Genomic DNA, 25,697 nt, shown 5'->3' on the forward strand with positions numbered 1-25,697 from the left:
CATTTATAAAATTAAAAAAGCTTCAGTAATGTACTGAAGCTTTTTTTTGTCTATTTTTTTCTTCGGAAAGATTATTCCTTTATAAATTTTACTGTTTCATAAACATTGTTTTCCGAAGATACTTTTAAAAAGTATAATCCAGACTGTAATTGATTCACATTTATTGAATTGGAGTTTAATAAACCATTAGAAACGCGTTGTCCAGTCATTGAGAAAATCTCGTAATTGGAACCTAGTACATTTTGATTGACTAAAAGCTCTAAATGGTTTGTAACAGGGTTTTTGATCAATTGTAATTTTGATGAATTAAAATCATTTTCATCTGTTGATAATGCTTGTCTGCCATAAAAAGCCTGATTTCCGTTGGAGACATTAGTGACTATTAAGGTAGCATCATCGCCAGTTCCAATGATTTCATAGTCTAATTCTGTAGAATTATCGTCAGGATTATCTAAAACAGAATAAAAATACAAATCTTCAAATGTGTTTTCTTCGTTTGTATCACAAGGGTCCCCTAAAGTCGTGTTGAAATAAACAGCATCAAAAGTTTGTTGAGGGTTAAAATTATAGCTTCCGCCATAACCTGTACATGCAACAATACCTCCAAAATAAAAACCTTCGCCATCAGGAACAGTAGTAAATTCAATTATTGGCAAAGTCCCCTCTGGTCTATTTGTTTGATTACCATCAACTATGACATAATATAAAAACCAATTATTAATAATACCTGGTGGTGGAGCTTGTTCTCCAAATGTTAGTACTTCTCCAATTTGATTAGTTAAAATAAGGGTATTACCATCATCTTGAAGTTCGTAACTAAAAGTGTTATTTGTTTCATTACTGAGAACAGAAAAATAGGTGGGTTCATAAAAATTATCATCACAGTTTAACAGGGTTTGATCAAATATAGAAATATCAAATTCATTCTCGTTAGACGAATAAATATTGTGATATGCATTAAAGTCATTACAGCCACCAGAACCATTGGCAACTAAACCAGAAACCACATCATAGTTTGTTGGCGATATCTCAAATGTTGTAGGCTCTAAAGGAGATGGGTAAAAAATGCCATCGGCTTTTTCTGTACTGAAAGAATACCAAGTTTGAAAAATGGTTTCTGTTGGAATTTGTTTGCCATAAACAATAAAATCTCCATTGTTGCTAAATAGCGTCAAAATTTGATCCAAGCCTTCACCAGTTATAGTATAAGTTAAATCCTGATAGGTAAGATCTGTAGAGAAAATGTCTCTATATTTATCCCAATACTTACCGTGAGCGGTACTAAAATCGCAAGTAGCCAATTCATTTAAGTCATAGATAGTTAGCGCACTACCTGATGCAGAATAGCTCCCTAAATATGGGCTACATAAACCACCTTCAAAAGTGAAAATAGACTCATTTTCAGGAAGTGGATTAGTCTCTGTGAAATTTAATGGAACTTCGCCAAAGTAATTATCATGTTGTACGCCATTGGTAGTTATAGATTGTAAAAACCATTCTCCTAACAACATTTCATCTTGCGCAGAGACTAAATTAAAAGAAACCAAAAATGTAAGTAGTATGTAAAAATTTTTCATAAGCAGATTGTATTTTCACCTAATATATAAAAAATCACCCATGTATTGTCTCACTCTTACTCAAACTTTTCATGATATCTGCCTCATAGTCTAAGAGTTGTTGCCATTTTTCATCCACTTCCTTGCGATCGCCATATTGTCTGGCAAAACCTAAAAACATAGTGTAGTGATTAGCTTCACTAACCATTAATTTTCTGTAAAACTCAGCGAGTTCCTTATCTTTTAATTCTTCGGAAAGTAATCTAAAGCGCTCACAGCTTCTCGCCTCAATTAAAGCTGCATAAAGCAACCGATGTACTAATTGCGTCGTTCTACTACCACCTTTTGGGAAGAACTTGAGCAATTGAATCACATAATCATCCTTACGATCTCTACCCAAAACCCAACCATTGGCAATGATCTTATCATGTACCATTTTAAAATGGCTAATTTCCTCTTTAACGAGCGCAGTCATTTCGGTGACTAACTCGGTATATTCCGGAAAGCTAACAATTAAGGAAATGGCAGTACTCGTCGCCTTTTGTTCACAATACGCGTGATCTGTTAGAATATCCTCTATATTTTTTTCTACGATATTGACCCAGCGTGGATCTGTTGGTAATTTTAATCCTAACATGCTAACTATGATCTTCAATTAATAATAAACGTTCGTTACCCAATCTATCAATAAGAAGTTCGTATAATCTGAATGCCTTATTTGTCGGATTTATTACCGAAACACCTAAGGATAAATACTCACTATTTGATTGTTCCTGGTTGACCCATACATGCTCTAAAGTCGCATTATTCCAAAATTCGGAAGATTTTAAATCCCTAATTTTTTCTACGGAAATCTGCCTGTCATAAATAATTTTCTCTTCTACAGAAACAACAATATTAGATACAAATACACGGTGAACTTTTGAGGTTCTATTTAAATTTTTAATAGATTGATTTAATACAATGCCTTGATCTTTTAAAGTGAAATTTTTAACGCTAACCTTAAAAGTGTTAGAAATTATGGAGTCTGTTTTTATTTCAGTATAATCTTTTGGATAGTAATCAATTAAGTCTATTGACTTCTGGTTATTGTTAAACTCTGAAACCGAGTTTTTTAATCGGTCAATCTTACTTTTCCTGCTATCGCAAGAAGACACTATTAACAACAAAATCACAGGAATAAAAAGAGCTAGTTTTTTCATAATTATAATTTAAATATCCAATCCAAATGTGCGTCTCAATAAGTCAATGTTTGGGTTTTTCTCTTTAAGTTTTTCGTACTTGTCTTGAGCAGTAAAGGCAAACTTTTTAGTGATTTCTTCATTAACGGTAATCACTAATTTCAAGTCAAAATTTTGAAGGGATTTCTTTAAAAATTCCATTAATGGATATTGCGCTCTTTCCAATTCAATTTTTAAAGTTTCGTTGGGATAGGAAAGTAATATATCTGTTCCTTTTAATTTAGGCTTATCCATTTCTAGAATTGATGCCATTATTTTTTCCCCTTTTTTATGGAGCTTATTTATATAATCATTCCATAATTCGTAAAATTGTTCTTCTGTGAATTCTTCGGTAGGTAAATCATCAACATCAATAACCACTTCCATTTGTCTTATTTGATGTTCTTTTTTTGCCCTAATACTCTTTAAAGATAATCCAGAGGTACGTTGGTCTTTCTTAAGATCAATAACGGGTTGAGGCTCTTTAGCAAAAGAAGGTTTTTGTTTTGTTTTTTCTTCCGAAGAAGAAGTACTTAGCTCAACATTTTTCTCCTTAGAAGTAGTATTTATTTCTTCGGTTTTTTGCTTTGTATCTATTGAAACAGGAATAGGGGTAATTCCCTTAGCTTTAAAGTACGATGGCGGAATTATGTAATATTTGCTATTTTTTTTTTCTCCATCAAAAGTGATAGAGGCAAGCTGCATAAGACAAAGTTCAACCAGAAGTCGCTGGTTTTTACTGCCTTTGTACTTTAAATCGCAATCATTTGCAAACTCGATGCCTTTTATAAGAAATGTGTGAGATGCTTTCTTGGATTGTTCTAAGTATTTGACTTTGGTGTCATCACCAACTTCTAGTAACTCTATGGTTTTTTCATTTTGACAGACGAGTAAGTCCCTAAAATGGGAGGCAAGACCTGCGATGTAGTGGTGACCATCAAATCCTTTTGATAAGGTTGTATTGAACTGTACTAATAATTCTGGAATTTTATTTTCCAAAATTAAGTCTGTACTTGTAAAATAAGTCTCGTAATCCAGTACATTTAAATTCTCTGTAACCGCTTGTCTAGTCAGCTCTTTTCCAGAGAAACTAACCACCCGATCAAATATAGAAAGCGCGTCACGCATGGCTCCATCTGCCTTTTGAGCGATGATATGTAAGGCATCATCCTCTGCATTGATACCTTGTTCTTTGGCAATGTATTTTAAATACTCTTTGGCATCCTTGACGGTAATTCGCTTAAAATCAAAAATCTGGCAACGTGATAAAATGGTTGGTATGATTTTGTGCTTTTCGGTAGTTGCTAGAATAAAAATACAATGTTTTGGTGGTTCCTCTAACGTTTTTAAAAACGCATTAAACGCTGCTTGAGAGAGCATGTGTACCTCATCAATAATATAAACCTTGTATTTGCCAACTTGCGGTGGAATACGAACTTGATCGGTCAAATTTCTTATATCGTCAACCGAGTTGTTTGATGCTGCATCCAACTCAAAAATATTGAAGGCAAAATCTTCATCTTCGGTTTCATTGCCATCGCTATTGATCATTTTTGCCAAAATACGTGCGCATGTGGTTTTACCAACTCCTCTTGGACCGGTAAATAAAAGCGCCTGGGCTAAATGGTTGTTTTCTATTGCATTGAGTAACGTATTGGTAATAGCTTGTTGCCCAACAACATCCTTAAATGTCTCGGGTCTGTATTTACGAGCTGATACAACAAAATGTTCCAATTTTACTTTACGTTTTTAAGCATCTTTTAGGATACTTTCTGAAGGAATAACAAAGTTAAAAATTCAGTATAAAAATAGGAATTATGAAGCTAACATTTAAAAGGAGTTATTAACAATTAATTGTACTTTTGCCACCAGCAAATCGCCTTATCGCTGTTTCGATTTATCGAGATGGAGGAAAGTCCGAACACCATAGTGCAATCATAGTGGCTAACAGCCATCCATCGTAAGGTGAGGAAAAGTGCAACAGAAAGTATGTACAGGTCATGCTGTAGTGAAACCAGGTAAACTCTATGTGGTGCAATGTCATGTAAACTAGTGCTTGAGCGTGCACGCGCGATGCTAGAGGGTAGGCAGCTAAAGTTTGCTGGTAACAGTAAACGCAGATAAATGATAAGGGTTTTGATTTGATTTATCAACTCAAAATACAGGATTCGGCTTATAGATTTGCTTAATTAAAAACCCTTTACAAATTTGTAAAGGGTTTTTTATTTAGTAAAAATGAATTTACTGTTTTGGTGGTGCTAATGTAAAACCTTGTGAGGTAGCAATATTTAGCATATCATAGTAATAACGCATAAATACAATTTTCCCATTTTCAATTAAAGATGCGCTGTGATAAGGTATTATCATTTCTTTTTTGGTCTTTTTATCGGTAACAGTATTTGTTCCCCAAGATAGGAGCCATTCGCCTTCGTTCCAGTTATTTTCAACCTTTACTGGTAAATATAAATCGGAAGTAATGGAGTGTGTGTATTGATCTGTACTTTGTTTGAAGTAATCTTTGTGTTGTGTAATATTTAAAGAGTCTAATGCTCCACCAAGACCGTATATCATAGCCTTTTCGTGCAATTGGGCATTCATTTTATCTACATCTCCATTTTGTAATGCTTTTGTATAATCCCGTAAGACCTGATGGGCGGTTTTAGCATTTTCAAAATCTAAAGTGATTTTGGGCTCATTATCTTGAGCATTGATTTGCATTGGTAATACTAGCAGCAAAATGATTGCTGCAAATAGCGTGCTTTTTAAAGTTTTCATAATAATTGATTTAAGTTAATATATTGTTTGCATGTATTGCCAAATATTAACCATAGCATAGATTAGATAATTGCTGTAAATCGAGGGACTACTTTAATTTTGAAAATGTTTTACCCTAAATGGCAGACCTTTAAGTTATTTAAAAATCTAATTGGGATTTATACTACAAATTAAGTGGTTAACCAGAACCTAAAATAGAGGAGTTTTACTGAGATTTAAAATCAGGTAGATTTACTTGAAAAAGCTAAACATATTGCCTCCATAATTTCTCGAGTTGGAGTAGTGTTCAAGATGAGATAAATCGGTGTGTTTTGAATGTTCTACGATTAAGACTCCATCGGTTTCCAATAATTTATTCTGAAATACTAACTGCGGAATTTTAGCAAATTCTTCCGTAGGAAATTCATAAGGAGGATCTGCAAAGATAATCGTATGTTGCTGCTGTGAACGCTCGAGGTATTTAAAAACATCGCTTTTTATTGCTGAAATTTGCATTTCGAAACTTTCGGCAGTTTCGTTGATAAATTTAATGCATCCAAAATTTTCATCAACTGCTGTTATTTGTTCTGTTCCGCGAGAAGCGAACTCATAGCTTATATTTCCTGTTCCAGAAAAAAGGTCCAATACCGAAATATCATCAAAGTAATATTGATTATTCAAAATATTGAAAAGAGACTCCTTTGCCATATCGGTTGTAGGTCTCACAGGTAATTTTTTTGGAGCAGTAATTCGTCTTCCTTTATATAATCCAGATATAATTCGCATTAGCTAAAACTGTTTATGAGTACAAAATTATTATGATCTTGATTGTTTGTAGTTGCATATCTGTGATCTGATTTCAAAAATTCTACAAACCTTATATATCTATAGAGAATTTTAAAAAATTGGTCGTCTTCATTAATTTGACCCATAAGATAAGTTTTTACAATTTCAGGATTTAATTTTAATTGCTCGATAGTAAATAATATATAGTAGATAAAATCTTCTTTCGTTGTATAATCAAATGTATTGTAAAATTCTAATTCTTTATTTTTAATAACCACTATCTCAAAAGTGGTAGTATTTACGTTGATAAACACTTTACTTGTTGCATCTTCGTAAGTTCTTTGTAATAAGCTTTCTATTAAAATTGTTGATGCGTGTTTATAATCAAAACTTCCAAAGGTTTCAAAAATATAATTATTGATGTTGATTAAGGGCACATAAATATTTACGCTGTCATTAACTGGCAAATTATCATAATTTATGAAATCTGTCTTCAAAATCTTAGCGTTGAACTTTAAATAATCTGCCATATTATTTTCATCAAATAATTCCTTCGGAACAAGGCAAGACAGCTCATTTTGATAGATACAAAGCACAGAATCAAATTCTTGATTAAATTCAGATTTAGATTCTATTAACAGCTTTAATTCATTGAGTAATTCGTAGGGAGTTGCTTTTTTGTCCAAATCGATATGTTCAATAATTTCGATAGAGTTATTGGTGCGGTTTAGAATACAAAAAGAAAGTCCACTCAAACGAATTTGAATGGACAATGCTTTAATACTATTTTGTTTCAATTTTTTTATTCTTTACTTAAGTTTTTAGGCCAGTTACCTTTTGTATCTGCTTCTTCCATAGAACCTACTTGTAATTTAGGACCTCTAACGCCATCTACAGACATTACTTCTTTTTCTTTACCTACTAAATTAGCATTTTGATCATATAAGATAACATCTTTATCTACCCATGCAGCAAAAATTGGAATATTAGACTCTGGTAAAACTCCAGCATCTAAATTAATTTTGTCACCTGGTTTCCCAATACCTTCTGGAAGTTCCATCATCGTTTTGTAACGTGTATCTGCACCAAATAAGGAATCTTTTACAGAGACATAACCTAAAGTATCAATTAATACCATTGATTTTGTCATTTCTACTCCACCAAATCGTTTTGTCAACTCCTCATCAATTACCGTAGTATCTCTACGTTGTGTAATTGTGAATTTAGCAGTTTCAATAAAGTTGACCAATTTATTATAATCACTAGTAAATTGACCCTTAACAGATTTATGGGCCAACTCTGCATCTCTAATATCTTTAAGCTTAACAATTACTTTTCTGTAACGCTCATCTTTAAGTTTATTAAATTTGATTTCACCATAAACAGACATGAATGTGAAATAACCTAGAACTAATATGATACCCCAAAGCAGTATATTAAGAACCGGTTTGAAACTTTTAGGCACAAATTTATCGATTAGCCAAACGATACCAATTGTTAGGAATATAAGGCCAACAACTATAAGAATTACTGTTAACATAGTTAGTGTTTTTTTATTTTGTTAAGGATTTACACAAATCTACAATTTTTTTTCAATGGTTAAAACATTGTATAAAAAAATCAATCAAAGGTGAAAGATATAAAATTACTTTGATATTAAATAAGAAAATTTGTTTTGTTAATCCATAAAAACAATTCCTTATTAAACCTTATCTTGCGTATTAATTGCATATCAATTCTTTAGATGATTCCATCAAATTTTTATAAACTACTAATTACCAAGTTTCCTTTCACACCAACACTCAAACAAAAAATTGCTTTAGAGCAATTGTCAAATTTTGTTTTTGATGAGGCGCCTAACACATTATACTTATTAAAGGGTTTTGCAGGTACAGGTAAAACCAGTATTATTGGTACATTGGTTTCTAATCTCTGGGAAACTAAAAAGAGTGCAGTTTTATTAGCTCCAACGGGTAGAGCAGCAAAGGTAATTTCTAATTATTCTAAAAAGGAAGCTTTTACGATTCACAAGAAAATCTATTTTCCGAAGAAAGATAAAGGAGGAGGCGTAAAATTTGTGTTACAGCCCAATAAGCATCGTAATACCATATTTATTGTCGATGAAGCTTCAATGATCCCAGATACATCTTCAGATTCTAAAAGTTTTGACAGCTCGTCCTTATTAGATGATCTAATGAGCTATGTGTACTCTGGTCATAAATGTAAATTGTTGCTCATTGGAGATAAAGCGCAGCTGCCTCCCGTAAAATCAGATTTGTCACCAGCTTTAAACTCGGGGAATTTAGAGTTGAGTTTCAATAAAAATGTAATTAGCATCGAGTTGGATGAAGTGGTAAGACAAGATCAAGAATCTGGTATTTTAAGTAATGCAACCCGAATGAGGGAAGTAATCGAAAACGAGTTTTTTGAGTCTTTTAAATTCAATCTTCATGGTTTTGATGATATCGTTAGGCTTATAGATGGTCATGAGGTGATGGACGCCATAAACGATTCTTACAGTGAAAACGGTCACGAAGATACTGCCATAATAGTAAGAAGTAACAAACGTGCTAATTTGTATAACCAGCAAATTAGAAACCGTATTCTTTTTAATGAAAACGAACTTACAGTTGGTGATTTTTTAATGGTGGTCAAGAATAACTATTTTTGGATCAAGCCCACAACCGAAGCTGGTTTTATCGCAAATGGTGATATCATTCAGGTTTTGGAAATTTTCTCGATCATTACACTTTACGGTTTCAGGTTTGCAGAGGTGAAAATCCAAATGGTAGATTATCCAAAAATGCAACCTTTTGAAACCGTATTGCTTTTGGACACTATTGAGGCCGAAACACCTTCACTCACCTATGAGGATAGTAATCGCCTATATCAAGAAGTCCAAAAGGATTATGAAGACGAAACGTCCAATTATAAAAAATTCTTAAAGATTAAGGGCAACAAACATTTTAATGCCTTGCAGGTCAAGTTTTCTTATGCGATCACATGTCACAAATCTCAGGGTGGACAGTGGAATACCATTTTTGTGGAGCAACCCTATTTGCCAAATGGAGTCGATAAGGATTACATGAGATGGCTCTACACTGCTGCAACGAGAGCAAAAGAAAAATTGTATCTTATTGGCTTTAAGGATGAGTTTTTTGAGGAATAAATTTTTTACTTCGGAAATTGGAAAACATCAAAATCTCACAGTAAATTGCAATGATTAGAATTTTAATCCCGATAGCTATCGGGACCGAAGAAAGATTAATATACTATATGACTACAGAAACCATAATTAGTATTTTTTTAGGAATTGGTTTATCCGCATCAGTAGGATTTCGAGTATTTGTCCCTTTATTCGCATTAAGTCTTGCAGCCTATTTTAATTTATGGGAACTCAATGAGTCTTGGCAATGGATAGGAAGTTTAACCGCAGTCGTAACTTTAGGCGTTGCAACAGTTGTTGAAATATTTGGTTATTACATACCTTATATAGACAACCTGCTGGACACAGTAGCAATCCCTTTGGCAACCATTGCAGGAACAGCGGTTATGGTATCTACGGTTGCCGATTTAAGTCCAGCTATAACTTGGGCGTTGGCAATCATTGCAGGTGGAGGTACAGCAGCTGCTGTTGCGGGAAGTTCTGGAATAACGAGATTAGCATCAACCTCTGCGACTGGCGGACTGGCAAATCCTGTGGTTACTACCCTAGAAACAGGAAGTTCTTTAGTGATGTCTGTCATATCCTTATTTATCCCAGTGCTCGCCTTCATTTTTGTACTTATACTTTTATATGTCATTTTTAGAGTTTATAAAAAGATTAAGAGAAGTAAGACCTAAATTATATTAAAAGTTTTATTTTTGATTCACCACCAATAATGGTCCAATGAAGATAATATCAATGATTCCTGCACGATACAGTGCATCTCGTTTCCCAGCTAAACTTATGCAAGATTTAGAAGGTAAGACGGTAATTTTAAGAACTTATGAAGCAACGGTGGCAACACAATTATTTGATGATGTTTATGTGGTGACCGATAGTGATATTATATTTAATGAGATTACCTCAAATGGAGGAAAAGCCATTATGAGCAAAAAAGAACACCAGTCTGGCAGTGACCGTATTGCAGAAGCTGTTGAGGATTTGGATGTTGATATTGTGGTTAATGTACAAGGAGACGAGCCTTTCACAGAACGCGAAAGTTTAGAAAAAGTGCTCAAAGCATTTCAGGATGATCATAATAAAGAGATTGATTTAGCATCTCTTATGGTAGAAATACATGATTGGGATGAAATCAATAATCCAAATACCGTAAAAGTAATTGTAGATCAAAATAACTTTGCGCTTTATTTTTCTAGAAGTCCAATTCCTTTTCCAAGAGATAAAGAAGCTGGTGCTCGCTATTTTAAGCATAAAGGTATTTATGCCTTTAGAAAACAAGCCTTATTGGATTTTTATAAACTCCCAATGCAATTTATTGAAGCGACCGAAAAAATTGAATGCATCAGATATCTTGAATATGGCAAGAAAATAAAAATGGTAGAAACGACAATTGAAGGGGTAGAAATTGATACTCCCGAAGATTTAGAACGCGCAAAAAAACTTTGGAAATAAATTGAGCCATAACTACCAACATATTAAAGTCATCGGTTTTGATGCAGATGATACACTTTGGGTAAATGAAACCTATTTTAGGGAAGCAGAATTAGAATTCGCCAAATTAATGGCACCTTACGAAACTGCAAATAAAATAGATCAAGAATTATTTAAGGCTGAAATTAAAAATCTCCCGTTATATGGCTACGGAATTAAAGGATTTGTCCTTTCAATGGTAGAGCTAGCAGTAGAAATCTCAAATAATCAAGTATCAAACAAGACCATTACTAAAATTTTGAACATTGGGAAGTATATGCTAGACGCACCGGTAGAATTACTCGATGGTATTGAAGATGTCTTGAAGTTTTTATCACCAAATTATAAGTTAATAGTATTGACAAAAGGTGACTTATTAGATCAAGAACGAAAGCTGGAAAAATCTAATTTGAACTCTTATTTTCACCACATTGAAGTCATGAGTGATAAGCAAGAAGCCAACTATACTAAGGTATTGCAACATTTAGATATAAAACCTTCAGAGTTTTTGATGATAGGTAATTCTCTAAAGTCAGATATCTTGCCATTAGTGAATATTGGAGCAAAAGCCATTCACATTCCGTTTCACACCACTTGGTTGCATGAGCAAGTGACAGAACAAGAGACAAAAAATAAAGCATACAAAACGATAACGAGTTTGTCAGAATTAAATAAGATATTAAACTAGTGGAAGTTATCGACATAAATAATTGGAAGCGAAAGCAGCATTACCATCATTTTAAGACATTAAAAGATCCTTACTTTGCGGTAACAATTCCTTATGATGTTACTAAAGCTTATCAATTTTCAAAAGTAAAAAAGGTTTCTTTCTTCGGAAAATACCTCCACGATTGCATGAAAGCAATTAATGAAATTGACGAATTTAAGCTTAGAATAGATGGAGATGAAGTAATTAAATACGACATGATCAACGCATCTGCCACTTTAATGCGATCAAACAAAACCTTTGGGTTTTCGTATATAGAATTTGACTCTAATTTAGAACAGTTTTTGAGTCATATCATTTCAGAAAAAAACAGAATAGAATCTACGGGAGCATTGTATCCATTGCGTAATGATTTGCAATGTATTCATTGTTCTGCAATGCCTTGGGTGAATTTTACAGGTCATAAAGAACCGGTTTCTGGAAAAATGGATTCAATTCCTAAACTAGCATTTAGTAAAGTTTTAAAAAATAAAGAAGAACAATTAATGATGAATGTATCTATAAATGTCAATCACGCATTGTTAGATGGTTATCACATAGGATTGTTCTCTGAAAAATTTCAACATTATTTAAATAATTAAAGATAAATCCAACTATGTTTTTATTTTTGTTACAGAAGAAGAATAAATGAATTATAAAAATTATCCAATGGTGTCCAGAGTTGTTTTTGGACGAGGTAGCTTTAATCAATTAGGAGACATTATTGCTCCAAAGCGATTAAACCGTAAAGCACCATTTATATTTTTAGTGGATGACGTTTTTAAGGGTAATCCTTTAATTACTTCTCGAATTTCATTATCGTATGATGATCAACTAATATTCGTATCTGCGAACGAAGAACCAAAGACATCTCAAGTTGATGAAATGGTTGAGCAAATTATTTTAACGCATAAAGATAGACCATCGGGAATTATTGGTATTGGAGGAGGTACCGTAATGGACCTTGCCAAAGCAGTTGCCATCATGATCAATAATGAAGGTGAAGCAAAAGACTATCAAGGATGGGATTTGGTGAAAAATCCTGCAATATATCACGTTGGCATACCTACAATATCTGGCACAGGAGCAGAAGTTTCCAGAACAACGATATTAACCGGACCAGAAAGAAAACTCGGTATCAATAGTGACTTCACACCGTTTGATCAAGTAATTTTAGATCCAGAATTAACACAAGACGTACCAAAAGACCAGTGGTTTTACACAGGTATGGATTGTTTTGTACACTGTATTGAATCATTAAAAGGCACATACCTAAATGCATTTAGTCAAAGTTATGGCGAAAAATCACTGCAACTCTGTAAGGAAATTTTTTTAGAAGACTCTCTATCTGTTGAAGAGGCACAAGATAAATTAATGATGGCATCCTGGCATGGTGGGATGAGTATTGCCTACTCTCAAGTTGGCGTAGCACACGCTATGAGCTATGGTTTGGGATATTTACTTGGCGTCAAGCATGGTATTGGAAACTGCATAGTTTTTGAACATCTTGAAGAGTATTACCCAGAAGGTGTTGCCATGTACAAAGCCATGAGAAAAAAACATAACATCAGTATTCCACAAGGTATCTGTTCACATTTACATGATGATGAATTTGACATCATGATAGACGTTGCATTGAGTTTAACTCCCCTTTGGGAAAATGCCATTGGTAAAAATTGGGAAAAAACAATTACCAGAGAGAAGCTAAAATCATTATACCAAAAAATGTAATATGCGATGGCTGGCAAAGTTTATCTATTTCAATTTATTAGGTTGGAAGATTACAGGAAACACTAATTTTTCACAGGACACAGTAAAAAAAGCAGTTATTATTGCATTGCCACACACAAGTTGGCAAGATTTTTTCATCGGACTTTTACTTCGGAAAATCACTCGTATCAAAACAAACTTCGTAGGAAAAAAAGAATTGTTTGTTTGGCCATTTGGATATTATTTTAGAGCAGTTGGAGGAGCCCCTTTAGATAGAACTTCTGGTCAAAATAAAGTAGAAGCGATAGCCAAATTATTTGAAGATAAAGAAGAGTTTAGACTAACTCTGGCTCCAGAGGGAACTCGCAAAAAAGTAGAAGAGTGGAGAACAGGATTCTACTATATCGCTAAAGCTGCAAATGTGCCAATTATCATGTTTACTTTAGATTTTAAGAACAAACAAAACCACATTTCCCAACCTTTTTATCTAACAGAAGATATTGATGCAGATTTTGCAAAAATGAAAGCTTTTTATAAAGGTGTCGTGGGTAAAAAACCGGAGTATTCTTGATTTTAATTAATATAAAGTCAAGATTTTTGGCATAAATTTTGAATATAATAATATGTAATTAATACTGAAACATAAAGTAAACTTAAGTCCCTAAAAAGAAACAGCATTAATTATTACAGAAGCTACTCTAGAAATAGAGTAGTTTTTTTTTATATGCCATCCTCATAATTTAACAATAATATATTAGTTTGGGCATTTAACTTATTCTTAAAAAAAGAAGTACCTCCTAATAAAAGACCTTTCATGCCAAATGCTTGTTTTGCCCATTTGTGTAGATTGAAAAAATCGGTATGTTTTATAATTTTATCATCTCTAAATTCAAAATGCGCTCTAACCTTATTATGCACGGGTCTGTTAGTCTTACTAAAAACGTAGCGAGCTTCCCATTTGGCACTTCCGATACCATTTTCAAAATCAATTTCTGAATAGTCAATAATAAAATTCTTTCCTTTTTGTGTTTCACATAGCATTCGCCACATGTTTTTTGCATGTTCGCCTTTTAGAACACCAAAAGCGGGATCTTCAAAAACAACGTCATCATGATAGTTTGAAATCATTGTTTCAGCATCTAAATTGCTAAAAGCTTGGTAAAAATTTATTATAGTAGATTTCATATTTAAAGATACTAGAATAATCAAATTATCTATACATCTCTGTATCAAAATAATGTAAAAATCGAATTGTTAAGGTTTTGGTAAAACTGAATCGATCATAAACTAAAGGTTCCTTGTGTACGTAAATACAACATAACAATAAACTTAAATTTATGAATTATTTAAAATCAATTAAACTATTATCAATTATTTTGGCAGGATCATTAATATCATACTCTTGTAGTGATGATGATGACGCCAATGGAGGTGGAGGTGATACAGATACATCTGTAAGATTATTTGCTTCCAATAACTCAAATGGAAACATAACTATTTATGATGTAACCGATCAATCAAGTATTACTTCAAAAACTTTAATTACAACGTCTACAGCTGCAGACGGTGTGTATTACAATAGCAGTACAGATGCGGTTATCCAAGCTTCACGTTCTGGATTATCATTAGAAGGATTTAATGATACTACAGATTTATTAAGTGGTGTTACCGTAGACGTCGATCTATCGGGAACTAACGATATGGATTCTCCAAGGGAGGTTGCTGTTAATGGCAATTTTTACGTGGTAGCCGATAACGCAGATGTTGATGGAAACGATCTTACTGCTGATGGAAGATTATTTGTTTATGAATTGAACGGTAATGCTTTTACTCTTAGAAACGTTATTACTACAGATTTCAAACTTTGGGGAATAACATTTATCAACAATAATCTTTATGCTGTTGTTGATGCAACAAATCAATTAGCTGTTTTTAATAGCTTTTTAACGAATACTACAGATGCAACTGTTCCAGCATCAAAAACAATTGAAATTGAAGGTATCGTTAGAACTCATGGATTGACTTATGATTCAGCATCTAATGTTATGATCTTAACAGACATTGGTAGTGCAATGAATACTCAAGATGATGGTGGTTTTCATATTATTGAAAATTTCTCAAATAAATTCTCTAACACAACAGATGGTGGTATTTTAAGTGTAACCGAGCAAACTAGAGTTTCTGGCGCTTCTACACAATTAGGTAACCCTGTAGATGTTGCTTATGATAGTGAAAGCGAAACAGTATTTATTGCTGAAGCTGGAAACAATGGAGGTAGAATTTTAGCTTTCAATAACATAGGTTCTGGAGGAGATATAGCTCCTGCTGTAAATAATAGCTTGGCATCTGCATCTGCTGTTTATTTATCAAAAGATTAATAACGATATTTTACATTCGTTTAAAGCACCTCTTTGAGGTGCTTTTTTTATGGCGTTTAATTATTATGAAACCAAAACACAAGATTATACGTAAATAGGAGTATAGTAATAAACCGCTTATAAATATTGCTATGAAAAAGAGAAAAGACCATCAGAAGTGATGGTCTTTTTATTTATGTGGTATATAATATATAATGAAAGATTAATACATATCTTTTATCTTTCTTAACTTATCTTCCCAGATCGTTAAGCCCTTTTTGTGATTGTTTATATTTTTAATCACATCTTTAACTAAAGGATTACTTTCATCAACATTAGAGAAAAACTGCATATTGTTTTCCAATTGAATGATTTCGCCTTTAATTTCAGTAATCTTCTTTCTTATAAAATTTTGTTCATTATCCAAAAGTCTTGTGTCGCCTGGTTGAGCTAAATTTTCTAATTTATTTTCAAACTTGATCATTTCAAGTTTAGCTCTGTCCATATCTAATTTTCCAAATAAAACATCTAAAGCCTTATTGAATTTCCCATCAATATATCTTTTGTTTGATGGTACATGACCTATAGCTTTCCATGCAGCAATCCTTTCTTTAATGGTAACAAGATCTTTTTTTGAATCTCCCGATAATTCTAAAGCATTAACCTCTTTGAGCAGTATGTTTTTTTTCTCATAAGCCTCCATCAATTCTTTATTGGCTTCATCACGTTCAGCATGAAGTCTATCAAAAAAAGCATTACAGGCACTCCTAAATTGCTTCCATATTTTATCGCTATCTTTTCGTGGTACATGCCCGATTTTTTTCCAATCGCTCTGTATTTTCTTCATCAAAGAAACTGTCCCAGCCACATCTTCGTTATCCTTATTATCTATTGCAATTTGGATTAAAGCCTTCTTTTTCTCAAGATTATCATATTGATCTTTCTTTAAACTCTTGTAAAACGAGTTCTTTTGGCGGTTAAATGTTCTAACAGCATCCTTAAATTTAGACCAAGTAGCTTCATTTGATTTCTGCGGAACTTTACCTGCATTAAAAAACTCTTCTCTTAAGCCCTCAATGGATTTAATTTTATTTTGCCAAGCTTTATGAGAACTGGTATCATCATTTGCAATAGCTTCAATTTTAGAAATTATAGCTTCTTTTGCTTCAAGATTTTTTTCGCGCGCTTTATCTAAATCCGCATAATAAGCTTGACGCTTATCGTGAATTGTTTTTGTAGCATTGCTAAAACGCTCCCAAACCTCTTCTCTGTGTTCTCTACCAACAGGTCCAAGTTCTTCTTTCCACATTTTATGTAATACCTGTAATTCTCTAAAAGAACGGTTGATATTATCATCTGCAGCTAATTCTTCGGCACGCTCAATAATTTTTAGTTTTTGATCGAGATTATGTTTGAAATCCAAGTCACGCAAATCACGATTTAAATGCAGTACATCATAAAAAACCTCAACTTGGTGGTGGTAAGAATTCCAGGCATTATTATAGCGATCTCTTGGTATAGGTCCAGCATTTCGCCATTGTTCCTGTAAATCCTTAAACGTTTTGTAAGTAGTATTTATATTTTCCTCATCGTTGACCAAATCCTTGATTTGCTCAATTATTTGTAATCTATTCTCTAGATTTGCCTTGAGATTATTTTCCCTTTGTTTGTAATAAGCACCTAAGTTATTTCTGTAGGTTTTAAAAACGCTGTTGAAATGCTTTTTGACTGGAGAAGAATAGTAAAAATCAATTTCATTACCACCTTCACTTAAAAATTCCTCTTTTTTCTCATCTAATAACGCATCAAATTTAGAATTGAATTCAGATTTTAGATCGTCAACCTGCGATTTTATATTTTGTATTTTATTGTTTTCGAGAAGATTTTCAAACTCTATAGTCAATTGCTCCATAGACATTGAGGAGTAATCCTTAGACTCTAAGTTGTGACGTTCAGCATTTTCATCGTCCTCTGCATCTTCAGCATTAGATTCATCAATTTCCTCAACGTGGGCATCTGCTTTTTTTGTTTCAGCAACTTTTTTGTCTTCACGGTTTTCACCTTCACTGTTTTTAGGTTCCCCATTTTCAGGCTCAAACTCATTTGAGGTTTCTGCTGGTTCGGGATTTTCTAGTGTTTCGCTTGTGCCGACAGAAGTCTCGTCTTCAGTAACCTCTAGTGGCTCTTTAACCGTTGTGCTTTCTATAACTTCGTTTTCTTCGGAAATTTGCTCACTCTCAACGTGTTCAGTTTTGGGCGCTTTAGTAGTTTCGGTAGCTAATTTTTCTTTGTTTCCATCTGCTTCTTGCAGGTTATCATTCTCAGACATTTCTCAATGTTTTATATGTTAGAAGGCTAAGATACTAACAAGAGGCTGATTTACAAAAAAGAAGTCGTTGTTTAGACTGCTTAAAAGGTTGAATTCCATATTTTCCAAGCTTTTTCTGCTTGAAATTCCAACATTTTGTAACCGTTGCAGGTTTGTGCTCCCTTAGATTTTCCCAATTTTAAAAACGTTGTTTCACTGGGATTGTAGATCAAATCATACAATAGGTGTTGATCTGTTATGCCATCATAAGGAATATCTGGGGACTCCGCAATATTAGGATGGGTCCCGATTGGAGTACAATTTATAACGATAGCGTACTTGCTTAAAATTTCCGAAGAAAGTGTATCATAGGTAAACGTAACACCTGTTTTTTTTGTTCTTGAAACGTAATCAAATTCGATTTTAAGTTTTTTAAGCGTATATGCAATAGCTTTAGAAGCGCCTCCAGTACCTAGTATGAGTGCTTTTTTGTGATGCGGTTTTAGATATGGTTTTATGGATTTTTTAAAACCGTAGCAATCTGTATTAAATCCCGTAAGAACACCTTCTTTATCAATTGTAATGGTATTTACAGCGCCAATTTTTTCGGCTTTTTTATTTAAGCGATGCAAGTAAGGGATTATTTGTTCTTTATAAGGGATCGTAACATTAAAACCAACAATGCTGTGATTATTGGTTAATAGTTTCGGGAATTCTGAAATGTGTTCCAAATCAAAATTCTCGTAGTTGAAAGCCAGTTTCTCATTTTTAAACTTTTCAGTAAAAAATTGTTTTGAAAACGAATATGAAATATCCTTACCTATTAATCCTAATCTAAGCATGTGTTTTTGTCGTTTGTTGACCGTACCTCTCCAGAGCTAATACTACGATTATGCCCAAAATTATAAATCCAATGGCGATATAAGTTTCATACTGAAATTCAGGGATAAAACGCTCATAGTTCTTGATGATTTTTTCACCTCTAGAATCTAATAGAAAATCACCTTTGATAGTTGTCTTAAAAATTGTTGTTTTCCATGGCCAGACAACGCCCAGCGAACCAACAATAAAACCTATAATAGATGCGGTTGTTATGCTTTTATAGTTTTTGAGCACGTAGCTTAATACATGTGAAAAAGAGACCAATCCCACGACTGATCCCAAAGTAAATACTCCAAGAACTTTTAAGAGTTTGACTCTTAATTCGTTTTCAATAAAACTAAAATCTCCTATTATAACTTCGGAAAACGTATCGTAAAGTGCATTAACTGAGTCGACTAAGAGCAGTATGTAATTGCCCAATAAAATAAGTATGAACGACCCTGAAAACCCAGGAAGAGTCATACCAGAAACGCTTACTATTCCGCAGAAAAAAACAAAAAATAAATTATCATTTTCTTTGGCAGGATCCAAAAAACTGATGGCAATACCAAGTGAAACACCAATAATTAGAGCGATTACGCTTTTGTAGGTCCAATCATTAAAATCTTTATTTATGTAATAGATGGAGCCAATGATCATCCCAAAAAACAAACTCCAAACGTAAAGCTCGTGGGTTTTAAGAAAATAGTCCAAAATTTTAGAAACACTAAAATAACTAACAATCATCCCTAAGAATAAGAGTGATAAAAATTTTCCGTTTATATATCTATAAAAGCTTCTAAAACGTCCACTAATGAGAAGCTTGAGCGCGTTTTTATTTACACGTTGTAAAGAATAGATAAACTCTTCATAAAAACCAGCAACAAATGCAACAACGCCTCCAGAAACTCCAGGGACTTTATTTGCAGCTCCCATGCCTAGTCCTTTAATGACCAAGAAAATTTTATCTCCTAAAGTTCTAGTGCTTTGCATGTTTTTATTTCTTAGAGCCCACTTTCTCAAGAATGAAAATCGTTAAAAAACCAAATATCATTAATGCGATAGCTTGCCAAACTTGAGCGTCTCCAAGATAAGTATTTGGTAGTATACTTTCTTCTAAAACTGTTTTATAAGTTTCAAAATCATTAGTTTGCTGTTGGTAGATGGATAGTGTGCCAACATCTGAAATATTAATGAAATCTTCAACATTTCCTGTTTGGTCATCTAATACAGATATTGTTTTTTTCCAAGGCCATACTTTATTAAGAGATCCGATTATGAATCCAGTGAGCAATGCCATTGTTAGATTATAGTGGCGTTTAAATAACCATTTTAGAACACGACTAAATGTAAGTAAGCCAATTACAGCTCCTGCCATAAAAATAGCGATCTTCTTAATGTCAAAATCATGAAGTGCATCACTTAGAGTTTTGTAAGCTCCAAGAATAACAAGAATGAAAGACCCAGATATGCCTGGCAAAATCATAGCACAAATTGCAATTGATCCAGCTAAGAATAAAAAATAAGGGCTATTATTTGCCCCAAGCGATGGAAGAGTAGAGATATAATATGCAGCAATTGCTCCAATTATGAGTGATAATACGATTGGTACAGTCCACTTATTTATTTGCTTGCCTACAAACCAAATACTAGCGATTATTAGTCCGAAGAAAAAAGACCAAATCAATATAGGATGTTGTTCTAACAAATATTTTGCAATACGCATAAAAACGACAAAACTTACTGCAATACCAGTAAGTAACGCGAGTAGAAAATTCCCGTTTAATTTTGCCCAAAAAGCTTTAAAACCTTCTTTTCTAAGGGTGGTTATGAGTGAAAAATTGACACCAGCAATAGTGGAGATCAATTCTTCGTATATTCCAGAGATAAGGGCTATTGTTCCTCCAGATACACCAGGAACTGCGTCTGCAGCACCCATTGCTATTCCTTTTAATGAGATTAAAAAATAATCTTTAAATGTTCTTTGCATATGTTAATGATGTATAACCAAGCGTAAAGGTATGAAATACATCGAGTTTTTTTAATCTCACGTACTTTTTTTCATCTTAAGAGAACACCTAAAAAATCAAGTTGCTACTGTTATTATGATGTACTTAATAATAGTTGAACGCTTACTACTGCTGCGGAAAGTAACAAATTACTTTTTAGCTCCTAAAAATATTTGTTTTACTGAAGGTTTTTGCATCACATTTGGAAATAGCTCTTCAATTATATAATTGAATTCCTGGTTTAGTAACATACCGTTTTTAAGGTGGTAGTGTCCTTTATTGTGTTCGTGAAGGGTGAAATTTAAACCAGCTAACCGAAATTCTATTTCCGCAGTATCTGGATAAAACTCTGAAGCTTGAATTAAATTTAAAATAGAGGCTTCGTATTCACCTAAAGTGATCAATACATCTGCTCTAGATAACCAAGTTTGCAGTTCGTAGTTACCTAAATCTAGTGTCTTTTTAAAACCACGCTCTGCTTCTTCAAGAAAATTGAGGCGTAAGTTTATTTGTGCATAAAGTTTCCAATACACTACATTTTCGCTATCAATATTAATCGCTTTATTAATATAATTAAGCGCTTTTTGATAGTTTTTCTGTCTGTTATAAAATTTCGTAATAGCAATCCAGCCTTTATCTAACAAGGGATCTTCATGAACTGTTTTATAGTAATATTGTACAGCAAGATCATACTTTTCTAATTTGTCGTAACAGTGACCTATTCTAAGTAAAGCAAATGACGTTGGCTCTTCTAAAGCTAAAGTGATTTTATAATTTTCTATAGCTTCATGATATAGTTTTTTCTTTTCTAATACTTTTCCTTTTTCTAAATAGGCTCCAACAAAACTGTCATCAGATATAATGGCAAATTCAAAAGCAGCAAGTGCTTTGTCCTGTTCATTGACGGTTACATATTGGCGTCCCAATTGGTGCCAAGCGACTTCGCAATAAGGGTTTTTATCTAGATACTTATTTAAAAAGGTAATGGCTTCCTCATTTTCCCCTAAAAAATCATAACAGTAAACAATATTGTAAAGTGCCGAATAATCTTCTATATCAATATCTAGACATTTCTTAAAATAGGTTTTAGCATTTTCAAATTGATCTAAAAAAAGATATTCCATTCCAATTAGAGCATATAAGTCGCCAATTCCATCATCGTTACTAGATAAGTCTAAAGCAATTAATAAGGTGTGAACTGCTTTTTCATGCTGATCTTGTTTAGAAAGTACATTCGCTTTTTGAATATATATTTCTTCATTATCGGGTTCTAAACTGTGGATTGTTTCAAGGATTTTATTCGCTTCATCAAATCTGTTTTCGAGTACAAAAATTTCAGTTTGAAATAATTTTAAATTGGTAGAAGATGGATGCTGGTCAAGGCCTAGTTTGATCGCTTTTTTTGCTAATACTATTTTTCCTATTTCTAAATAGTGATGAATTATATTTTCAAATTCATTAGAATCAAAAAACAAAACATTATTCGTTTTGAGCATTGATTCAAACTTTTTAAGCGAAATATTATTGTTGTCGTCAGGTAGACCAAACTCCATAAGCAATTTACATTCTTGGTTTAAATAAAAGTACAGTTATCAATGTTGGAATTAGGTTTTTGAAGTTCAATGTTTTCAACAAAATAGTTAACAGTTGTTAATTTAGTTGAAATAAGGTGTTTTTACAATCTGAAAATCAAAATGTTACTACAACATTTTATAATTATAAATTATCCATGAATACAATCTAAAATGCGTATTATGATCTTACAACCTTCCATAATCTCATCATTTGAAATAGTCAAAGGAGGTGTAATACGGATCGCCTTAGACTCAAAAAGCAACCAAAAAAGAATTAATCCTTCATCTTGAGCTCTCAAAATAACTTCATTTGTAATCTCTGCGGAATTTGTAATCGCAGCCAACATTAACCCTCTACCTCGAATTTCAGAAATTAAAGGATGCTTTAAATGCTCACGAATTATTTGCTCTTTTTCCAGGGCTTGAGCCATTAAATGACTTTCTGTGATTTCTTTAACTGTTGCCAATGCAGCAGCAGCAATTACTGGGTGGCCTCCAAATGTCGTGATATGCCCAAGTTTGGGGTTATCTTGAAGAAGGTCCATATATTCCGAAGAAGATGTAAAAGCACCGATTGGCATTCCGCCACCTAGACCCTTGCCAGTGACCAAGATATCCGGAGAGCAATCATAATGCTCAAAACCAAACAGTTTACCGGTTCGCCCAATTCCTGGTTGTATTTCATCTAAAATAAGTAGAGCGCCAACAGACTCACATTTTTCTTTAACCAGTTTTAAATATCCATTTTGAGGTTCTATAAATCCAGCTCCTCCTTGAATGGTTTCTAAAATAACACCAGCAGTTTTTGTTGTAATCTGCTCAATATCAATACTATTATTAAAGTTGATAAACTTCACATCTGGAATTAACGGTCTAAAAGCTTGCTTGCGTTCTTCAAAACCCATCACGCTCAATGCTCCCATAGTATTTCCATGATAAGCATGATGTGCAGAGATCATTTCACTTCTTCCTGTGACACGTCGAGCAAGTTTTATCGCGCCTTCAATAGCTTCGGTACCAGAATTGGTGAGGTATGTTTTTTCTAAATGCTTCGGAAGATGAGCTGCCAGCAGTTTTGTCAACTCTACAGCAGGTTCTTGAATATATTCACCATAGACCATCACGTGTAGATATTTGTCTAATTGATCTTTGATCGCCTTCACGACTTTAGGATGCTTATGCCCCAAACTACAAGCGGAAACTCCAGCAACAAAATCTAAATACGCTTTGTTATTAGTATCGTAAATGTAAGAACCTTCAGCATGTGAAATGTTCAATGCCAATGGGTGAGGCGTAGTCTGCGCTTGATATTTGTAAAAATCTGTTGACATCAATTACCTTTTTTTACCAAAGGAGTGAGCGTTTTTTTGTGGTTTTATCTATTGTTTTTTTATTTGTGGTCGGTTTTAGAAGTTGGCGTCCAGCCTTATTGACTTCATCTTTATCTTTTTCTCCAGCTTTTTCTACACGTTTTAAAAGTGCTTCGTCAATAAATTCCTCATCCTCAACGTAAGGATCTAATCCTTTTATGATGGGCAGATCTAAAGGCGGATCTTCACTAAATAAGTCTTTAACGCTTTTTGGCTGTTCCTCTCCGCGCCAATCAAAACCCCTAAATAGTCTGGCATTCTTTGGGAATTGGCTTTCAGGATAAATCTCACCGTCTACCTGATTGAGCAGTGTTACTATTTTATAAGGTCCATCAAATTTAAGATTGATGCTTCCAGATTTTGATTTATTAATCCCAACCAGCGTATCATTATCATCTCTACTGTAAAAAATGATTTCCGCATTTTTGATGATATCAACATTGTAGAGTTCATTGTTCTCAAAAAGTCCGATTAATTTCTGACCTTTTATTTGATTGTAACCATCACCCAAAGTGTCCTTACTTATCAAAAAAGCATTGTCAAAAACCTTTAAGGAGTCGAGTTCCTCTTTTTCTACATTAGAAATAAGATGTATGGAATCTCCCGTCATTTGATTATCTAAGTTCCATATTACTGGTCTTCGCTTTGCAGAAAAAGCATCTCCCACATTAAATCTTTTGAGGTTTATGAGTTGCGTTAATCCAGATTTATGATCTGCATGAATGGAATCTGCCTTACCACTCATATCACTTTTATACATTTTAGCTTTGTAAAAGGCTCTGGTAATGCGATGCTCAGGCTTACCTGTTACCATTAAGGTATCTGCATGAATGTATAGGGAATCTTTTTCTTGAACCGTTATTGCCAAAGCACGTTTTGTAATAAACAAAGAATCCTTAGCTCTAAATACTTCACCATGGTGGCCTCTAATAATGGTCTTGTTTACGGTATCTGTAATTGTAATATTATTATCTGCAGAGGCAAAACTCCGGTTTCTATCAAAGTATAAACTGTCACCTTCTATTTGAAGATTGTTATAATCAATTTTTGAATTTTTTATAAAATGCCCAAGATCATTATTGGTGTCGTAAAATCCACGTTCTGAATATACTTTACTTGCCTCACCTGTAATTGTAGAAGGACCATACATGTAAGCATGGCCTGTTTCAGAATAAAAATCAAGCTGATTGGTTTCAAGCGTGTATTCAGGATTTACCAAAACCACGTTTTGTAAAAAGCGATATTTGCTATCGTTCATGTAATATCTGCCAATTTGGCTCGTAATTGTTCCTGAAGAATCTCTCACCACCTTACCTTTACTTTTATAATAAGCCTGTTGTTTTGTACGATCAAAATAAAGTGTATCTGTAGTTAATGTAGACTGAGGGTCGGTTAACACAACATCGCCAGCAGCAAAAGCTAGTTGCGTAATACCACTATATTCGACATATTTTGAAGTCATGTTAATTGTATCACCTTGCTTCATTCTCACATTGCTAAATGCCTCAATAAAATCTTCATTTTGATAATACAAAGCTTTATCGCACCACATATCTATCCCTTCATGAATGATATGAATTTGACCTTGGTCACTACGTACAAATGTGGTTACGTTATCACCTTTAAGCGAATCTCTAACTGTAAAACCAGAATATTCAATATAGATTTTTTTTGGTTGCTGCGAATAGGAGAGAAGCGTTGAGAAACAACAAACTAAAATGAGTAAATATCTAAGCGTTAGATTCAAGGTAAAATAATTTGATTCAAAAATAACTATTATCTCTTCGGAAATGTAACTGTTAACAGATTTTTAGTAGAGTAGTTGTATTTTGGGAAGTTATTGCTAAAAT

Annotated in this window: 24 protein-coding genes and 1 other RNA gene; 9 read left to right on the plus strand and 16 right to left on the minus strand. The window is 33.4% G+C overall.

The window, feature by feature from the left end:
- Positions 1–71: 71 nt before the first annotated feature.
- The 4 genes from GQ40_RS04070 to dnaX are packed head-to-tail and all read right to left on the minus strand — an operon-like array spanning position 72 to position 4,510.
- Complete coding sequence (locus GQ40_RS04070; RefSeq protein WP_047545992.1) at positions 72–1,577, minus strand: T9SS type A sorting domain-containing protein; 1,506 nt, start codon at positions 1,575–1,577, stop codon at positions 72–74.
- A 34-nt stretch (positions 1,578–1,611) separates the two neighbouring features.
- Positions 1,612–2,193 carry a tRNA-(ms[2]io[6]A)-hydroxylase gene (locus tag GQ40_RS04075; protein WP_047545993.1) on the minus strand — a complete coding sequence of 194 codons (582 nt, stop codon included), beginning with the start codon at positions 2,191–2,193 and terminating at the stop codon, positions 1,612–1,614.
- A 1-nt stretch (position 2,194) separates the two neighbouring features.
- On the minus strand, positions 2,195–2,758 hold the full coding sequence (locus GQ40_RS04080) for a hypothetical protein (RefSeq protein ID WP_047545994.1): 564 nt from the start codon (positions 2,756–2,758) through the stop codon (positions 2,195–2,197).
- Between the two features lie 9 nt (positions 2,759–2,767).
- On the minus strand, positions 2,768–4,510 hold the full coding sequence (dnaX, locus tag GQ40_RS04085) for a DNA polymerase III subunit gamma/tau (RefSeq protein WP_047545995.1): 1,743 nt from the start codon (positions 4,508–4,510) through the stop codon (positions 2,768–2,770).
- A gap of 134 nt (positions 4,511–4,644) precedes the next feature.
- On the opposite strand from dnaX, the gene rnpB reads away from it, so the two are divergent.
- Positions 4,645–4,968, plus strand: an RNA gene (rnpB, locus tag GQ40_RS17330) — RNase P RNA component class A.
- Positions 4,969–5,017: 49 nt separating this feature from the next.
- Here rnpB and GQ40_RS04090 read toward each other — a convergent pair.
- From GQ40_RS04090 to GQ40_RS04105, 4 genes are all read right to left on the minus strand, one after another.
- A complete protein-coding gene (locus GQ40_RS04090) occupies positions 5,018–5,551 on the minus strand; it encodes a nuclear transport factor 2 family protein (RefSeq protein WP_052184141.1) in 534 nt (177 codons plus the stop codon).
- 231 nt (positions 5,552–5,782) lie between these two features.
- The gene (locus GQ40_RS04095; RefSeq protein WP_047545996.1) at positions 5,783–6,316 is read right to left on the minus strand and encodes an RsmD family RNA methyltransferase; all 534 of its coding nucleotides are present in this window, start codon (positions 6,314–6,316) and stop codon (positions 5,783–5,785) included.
- Positions 6,316–7,113 carry a DUF3822 family protein gene (locus GQ40_RS04100; RefSeq protein WP_047545997.1) on the minus strand — a complete coding sequence of 266 codons (798 nt, stop codon included), beginning with the start codon at positions 7,111–7,113 and terminating at the stop codon, positions 6,316–6,318. The genes GQ40_RS04095 and GQ40_RS04100 overlap by 1 nt, the downstream gene beginning before the upstream one ends.
- Before the next feature lie 5 nt (positions 7,114–7,118).
- Positions 7,119–7,856: a hypothetical protein gene (locus GQ40_RS04105; RefSeq protein ID WP_052184143.1), complete on the minus strand. Its 738-nt coding sequence runs from the start codon at positions 7,854–7,856 to the stop codon at positions 7,119–7,121.
- Between the two features lie 204 nt (positions 7,857–8,060).
- Between GQ40_RS04105 and GQ40_RS04110 the strand changes: the two genes are divergently transcribed.
- From GQ40_RS04110 to GQ40_RS04140, 7 genes are all read left to right on the plus strand, one after another.
- The gene (locus GQ40_RS04110; protein ID WP_047546000.1) at positions 8,061–9,485 is read left to right on the plus strand and encodes an ATP-dependent RecD-like DNA helicase; all 1,425 of its coding nucleotides are present in this window, start codon (positions 8,061–8,063) and stop codon (positions 9,483–9,485) included.
- A gap of 107 nt (positions 9,486–9,592) precedes the next feature.
- Positions 9,593–10,159 carry a DUF4126 domain-containing protein gene (locus GQ40_RS04115; protein WP_047551420.1) on the plus strand — a complete coding sequence of 189 codons (567 nt, stop codon included), beginning with the start codon at positions 9,593–9,595 and terminating at the stop codon, positions 10,157–10,159.
- Between the two features lie 46 nt (positions 10,160–10,205).
- The gene (gene kdsB, locus GQ40_RS04120) at positions 10,206–10,934 is read left to right on the plus strand and encodes a 3-deoxy-manno-octulosonate cytidylyltransferase (protein WP_047546003.1); all 729 of its coding nucleotides are present in this window, start codon (positions 10,206–10,208) and stop codon (positions 10,932–10,934) included.
- A gap of 1 nt (position 10,935) precedes the next feature.
- Positions 10,936–11,640: an HAD family hydrolase gene (locus tag GQ40_RS04125; protein ID WP_047546005.1), complete on the plus strand. Its 705-nt coding sequence runs from the start codon at positions 10,936–10,938 to the stop codon at positions 11,638–11,640.
- The gene (locus tag GQ40_RS04130) at positions 11,640–12,260 is read left to right on the plus strand and encodes a CatA-like O-acetyltransferase (protein ID WP_047546008.1); all 621 of its coding nucleotides are present in this window, start codon (positions 11,640–11,642) and stop codon (positions 12,258–12,260) included. The genes GQ40_RS04125 and GQ40_RS04130 overlap by 1 nt, the downstream gene beginning before the upstream one ends.
- A 46-nt stretch (positions 12,261–12,306) precedes the next feature.
- Positions 12,307–13,389: an iron-containing alcohol dehydrogenase family protein gene (locus tag GQ40_RS04135; protein WP_047546011.1), complete on the plus strand. Its 1,083-nt coding sequence runs from the start codon at positions 12,307–12,309 to the stop codon at positions 13,387–13,389.
- Between the two features lies 1 nt (position 13,390).
- Positions 13,391–13,939, plus strand: a complete 549-nt coding sequence (locus tag GQ40_RS04140; protein ID WP_047546016.1) for a 1-acyl-sn-glycerol-3-phosphate acyltransferase — start codon at positions 13,391–13,393, stop codon at positions 13,937–13,939.
- Between the two features lie 149 nt (positions 13,940–14,088).
- On the opposite strand, the gene GQ40_RS04145 is transcribed toward GQ40_RS04140, so the two are convergent.
- The gene (locus tag GQ40_RS04145) at positions 14,089–14,553 is read right to left on the minus strand and encodes a nuclear transport factor 2 family protein (RefSeq protein WP_047546020.1); all 465 of its coding nucleotides are present in this window, start codon (positions 14,551–14,553) and stop codon (positions 14,089–14,091) included.
- A 152-nt stretch (positions 14,554–14,705) separates the two neighbouring features.
- Here GQ40_RS04145 and GQ40_RS04150 point away from each other — a divergent pair, with 152 nt between their 5' ends.
- Complete coding sequence (locus tag GQ40_RS04150; RefSeq protein WP_047546022.1) at positions 14,706–15,746, plus strand: hypothetical protein; 1,041 nt, start codon at positions 14,706–14,708, stop codon at positions 15,744–15,746.
- 202 nt (positions 15,747–15,948) lie between these two features.
- Here the strand turns inward: GQ40_RS04150 and GQ40_RS04155 are convergent, their stop codons facing one another.
- From GQ40_RS04155 to GQ40_RS04185, 7 genes are all read right to left on the minus strand, one after another.
- On the minus strand, positions 15,949–18,054 hold the full coding sequence (locus tag GQ40_RS04155; RefSeq protein ID WP_047546024.1) for a DUF349 domain-containing protein: 2,106 nt from the start codon (positions 18,052–18,054) through the stop codon (positions 15,949–15,951).
- Between the two features lie 80 nt (positions 18,055–18,134).
- Complete coding sequence (locus tag GQ40_RS04160) at positions 18,135–18,875, minus strand: shikimate dehydrogenase family protein (protein WP_047546025.1); 741 nt, start codon at positions 18,873–18,875, stop codon at positions 18,135–18,137.
- Positions 18,868–19,887: a DUF368 domain-containing protein gene (locus GQ40_RS04165; RefSeq protein ID WP_047546026.1), complete on the minus strand. Its 1,020-nt coding sequence runs from the start codon at positions 19,885–19,887 to the stop codon at positions 18,868–18,870. Before GQ40_RS04165 ends, GQ40_RS04160 begins: the two co-directional genes overlap by 8 nt.
- 4 nt (positions 19,888–19,891) lie before the next feature.
- Positions 19,892–20,884, minus strand: a complete 993-nt coding sequence (locus tag GQ40_RS04170; protein ID WP_047546027.1) for a DUF368 domain-containing protein — start codon at positions 20,882–20,884, stop codon at positions 19,892–19,894.
- Between the two features lie 168 nt (positions 20,885–21,052).
- Positions 21,053–22,456, minus strand: coding sequence for a tetratricopeptide repeat protein (locus tag GQ40_RS04175; protein ID WP_047546028.1), 1,404 nt, complete (start codon positions 22,454–22,456; stop codon positions 21,053–21,055).
- Positions 22,457–22,626: 170 nt separating this feature from the next.
- Complete coding sequence (locus GQ40_RS04180; RefSeq protein ID WP_047546030.1) at positions 22,627–23,808, minus strand: aspartate aminotransferase family protein; 1,182 nt, start codon at positions 23,806–23,808, stop codon at positions 22,627–22,629.
- A gap of 13 nt (positions 23,809–23,821) precedes the next feature.
- A complete protein-coding gene (locus GQ40_RS04185; RefSeq protein WP_047546031.1) occupies positions 23,822–25,594 on the minus strand; it encodes an OstA-like protein in 1,773 nt (590 codons plus the stop codon).
- Positions 25,595–25,697: the final 103 nt, after the last annotated feature.

It is taken from the genome of Psychroserpens sp. Hel_I_66 (assembly GCF_000799465.1).
Taxonomy (GTDB): Bacteria; Bacteroidota; Bacteroidia; order Flavobacteriales; family Flavobacteriaceae; genus Psychroserpens.

Excerpts from the sequence above, each read along its gene's own strand:
- GQ40_RS04095 (WP_047545996.1), bottom strand. The coding sequence starts at position 6,316 with ATGCGAATTATATCTGGATTATATAAAGGAAGACGAATTACTGCTCCA.
- GQ40_RS04105 (WP_052184143.1), bottom strand. The coding sequence starts at position 7,856 with ATGTTAACAGTAATTCTTATAGTTGTTGGCCTTATATTCCTAACAATT.
- GQ40_RS04180 (WP_047546030.1), bottom strand. The coding sequence starts at position 23,808 with ATGTCAACAGATTTTTACAAATATCAAGCGCAGACTACGCCTCACCCA.
- GQ40_RS04135 (WP_047546011.1), top strand. The coding sequence starts at position 12,307 with ATGAATTATAAAAATTATCCAATGGTGTCCAGAGTTGTTTTTGGACGA.
- GQ40_RS04115 (WP_047551420.1), top strand. The coding sequence starts at position 9,593 with ATGACTACAGAAACCATAATTAGTATTTTTTTAGGAATTGGTTTATCC.
- GQ40_RS04170 (WP_047546027.1), bottom strand. The coding sequence starts at position 20,884 with ATGCAAAGAACATTTAAAGATTATTTTTTAATCTCATTAAAAGGAATA.
- GQ40_RS04155 (WP_047546024.1), bottom strand. The coding sequence starts at position 18,054 with ATGTCTGAGAATGATAACCTGCAAGAAGCAGATGGAAACAAAGAAAAA.
- GQ40_RS04110 (WP_047546000.1), top strand. The coding sequence starts at position 8,061 with ATGATTCCATCAAATTTTTATAAACTACTAATTACCAAGTTTCCTTTC.
- GQ40_RS04160 (WP_047546025.1), bottom strand. The coding sequence starts at position 18,875 with ATGCTTAGATTAGGATTAATAGGTAAGGATATTTCATATTCGTTTTCA.
- GQ40_RS04145 (WP_047546020.1), bottom strand. The coding sequence starts at position 14,553 with ATGAAATCTACTATAATAAATTTTTACCAAGCTTTTAGCAATTTAGAT.
- GQ40_RS04140 (WP_047546016.1), top strand. The coding sequence starts at position 13,391 with ATGCGATGGCTGGCAAAGTTTATCTATTTCAATTTATTAGGTTGGAAG.
- kdsB (WP_047546003.1), top strand. The coding sequence starts at position 10,206 with ATGAAGATAATATCAATGATTCCTGCACGATACAGTGCATCTCGTTTC.
- GQ40_RS04165 (WP_047546026.1), bottom strand. The coding sequence starts at position 19,887 with ATGCAAAGCACTAGAACTTTAGGAGATAAAATTTTCTTGGTCATTAAA.
- GQ40_RS04075 (WP_047545993.1), bottom strand. The coding sequence starts at position 2,193 with ATGTTAGGATTAAAATTACCAACAGATCCACGCTGGGTCAATATCGTA.
- GQ40_RS04175 (WP_047546028.1), bottom strand. The coding sequence starts at position 22,456 with ATGGAGTTTGGTCTACCTGACGACAACAATAATATTTCGCTTAAAAAG.
- GQ40_RS04150 (WP_047546022.1), top strand. The coding sequence starts at position 14,706 with ATGAATTATTTAAAATCAATTAAACTATTATCAATTATTTTGGCAGGA.
- GQ40_RS04080 (WP_047545994.1), bottom strand. The coding sequence starts at position 2,758 with ATGAAAAAACTAGCTCTTTTTATTCCTGTGATTTTGTTGTTAATAGTG.
- GQ40_RS04070 (WP_047545992.1), bottom strand. The coding sequence starts at position 1,577 with ATGAAAAATTTTTACATACTACTTACATTTTTGGTTTCTTTTAATTTA.
- GQ40_RS04090 (WP_052184141.1), bottom strand. The coding sequence starts at position 5,551 with ATGAAAACTTTAAAAAGCACGCTATTTGCAGCAATCATTTTGCTGCTA.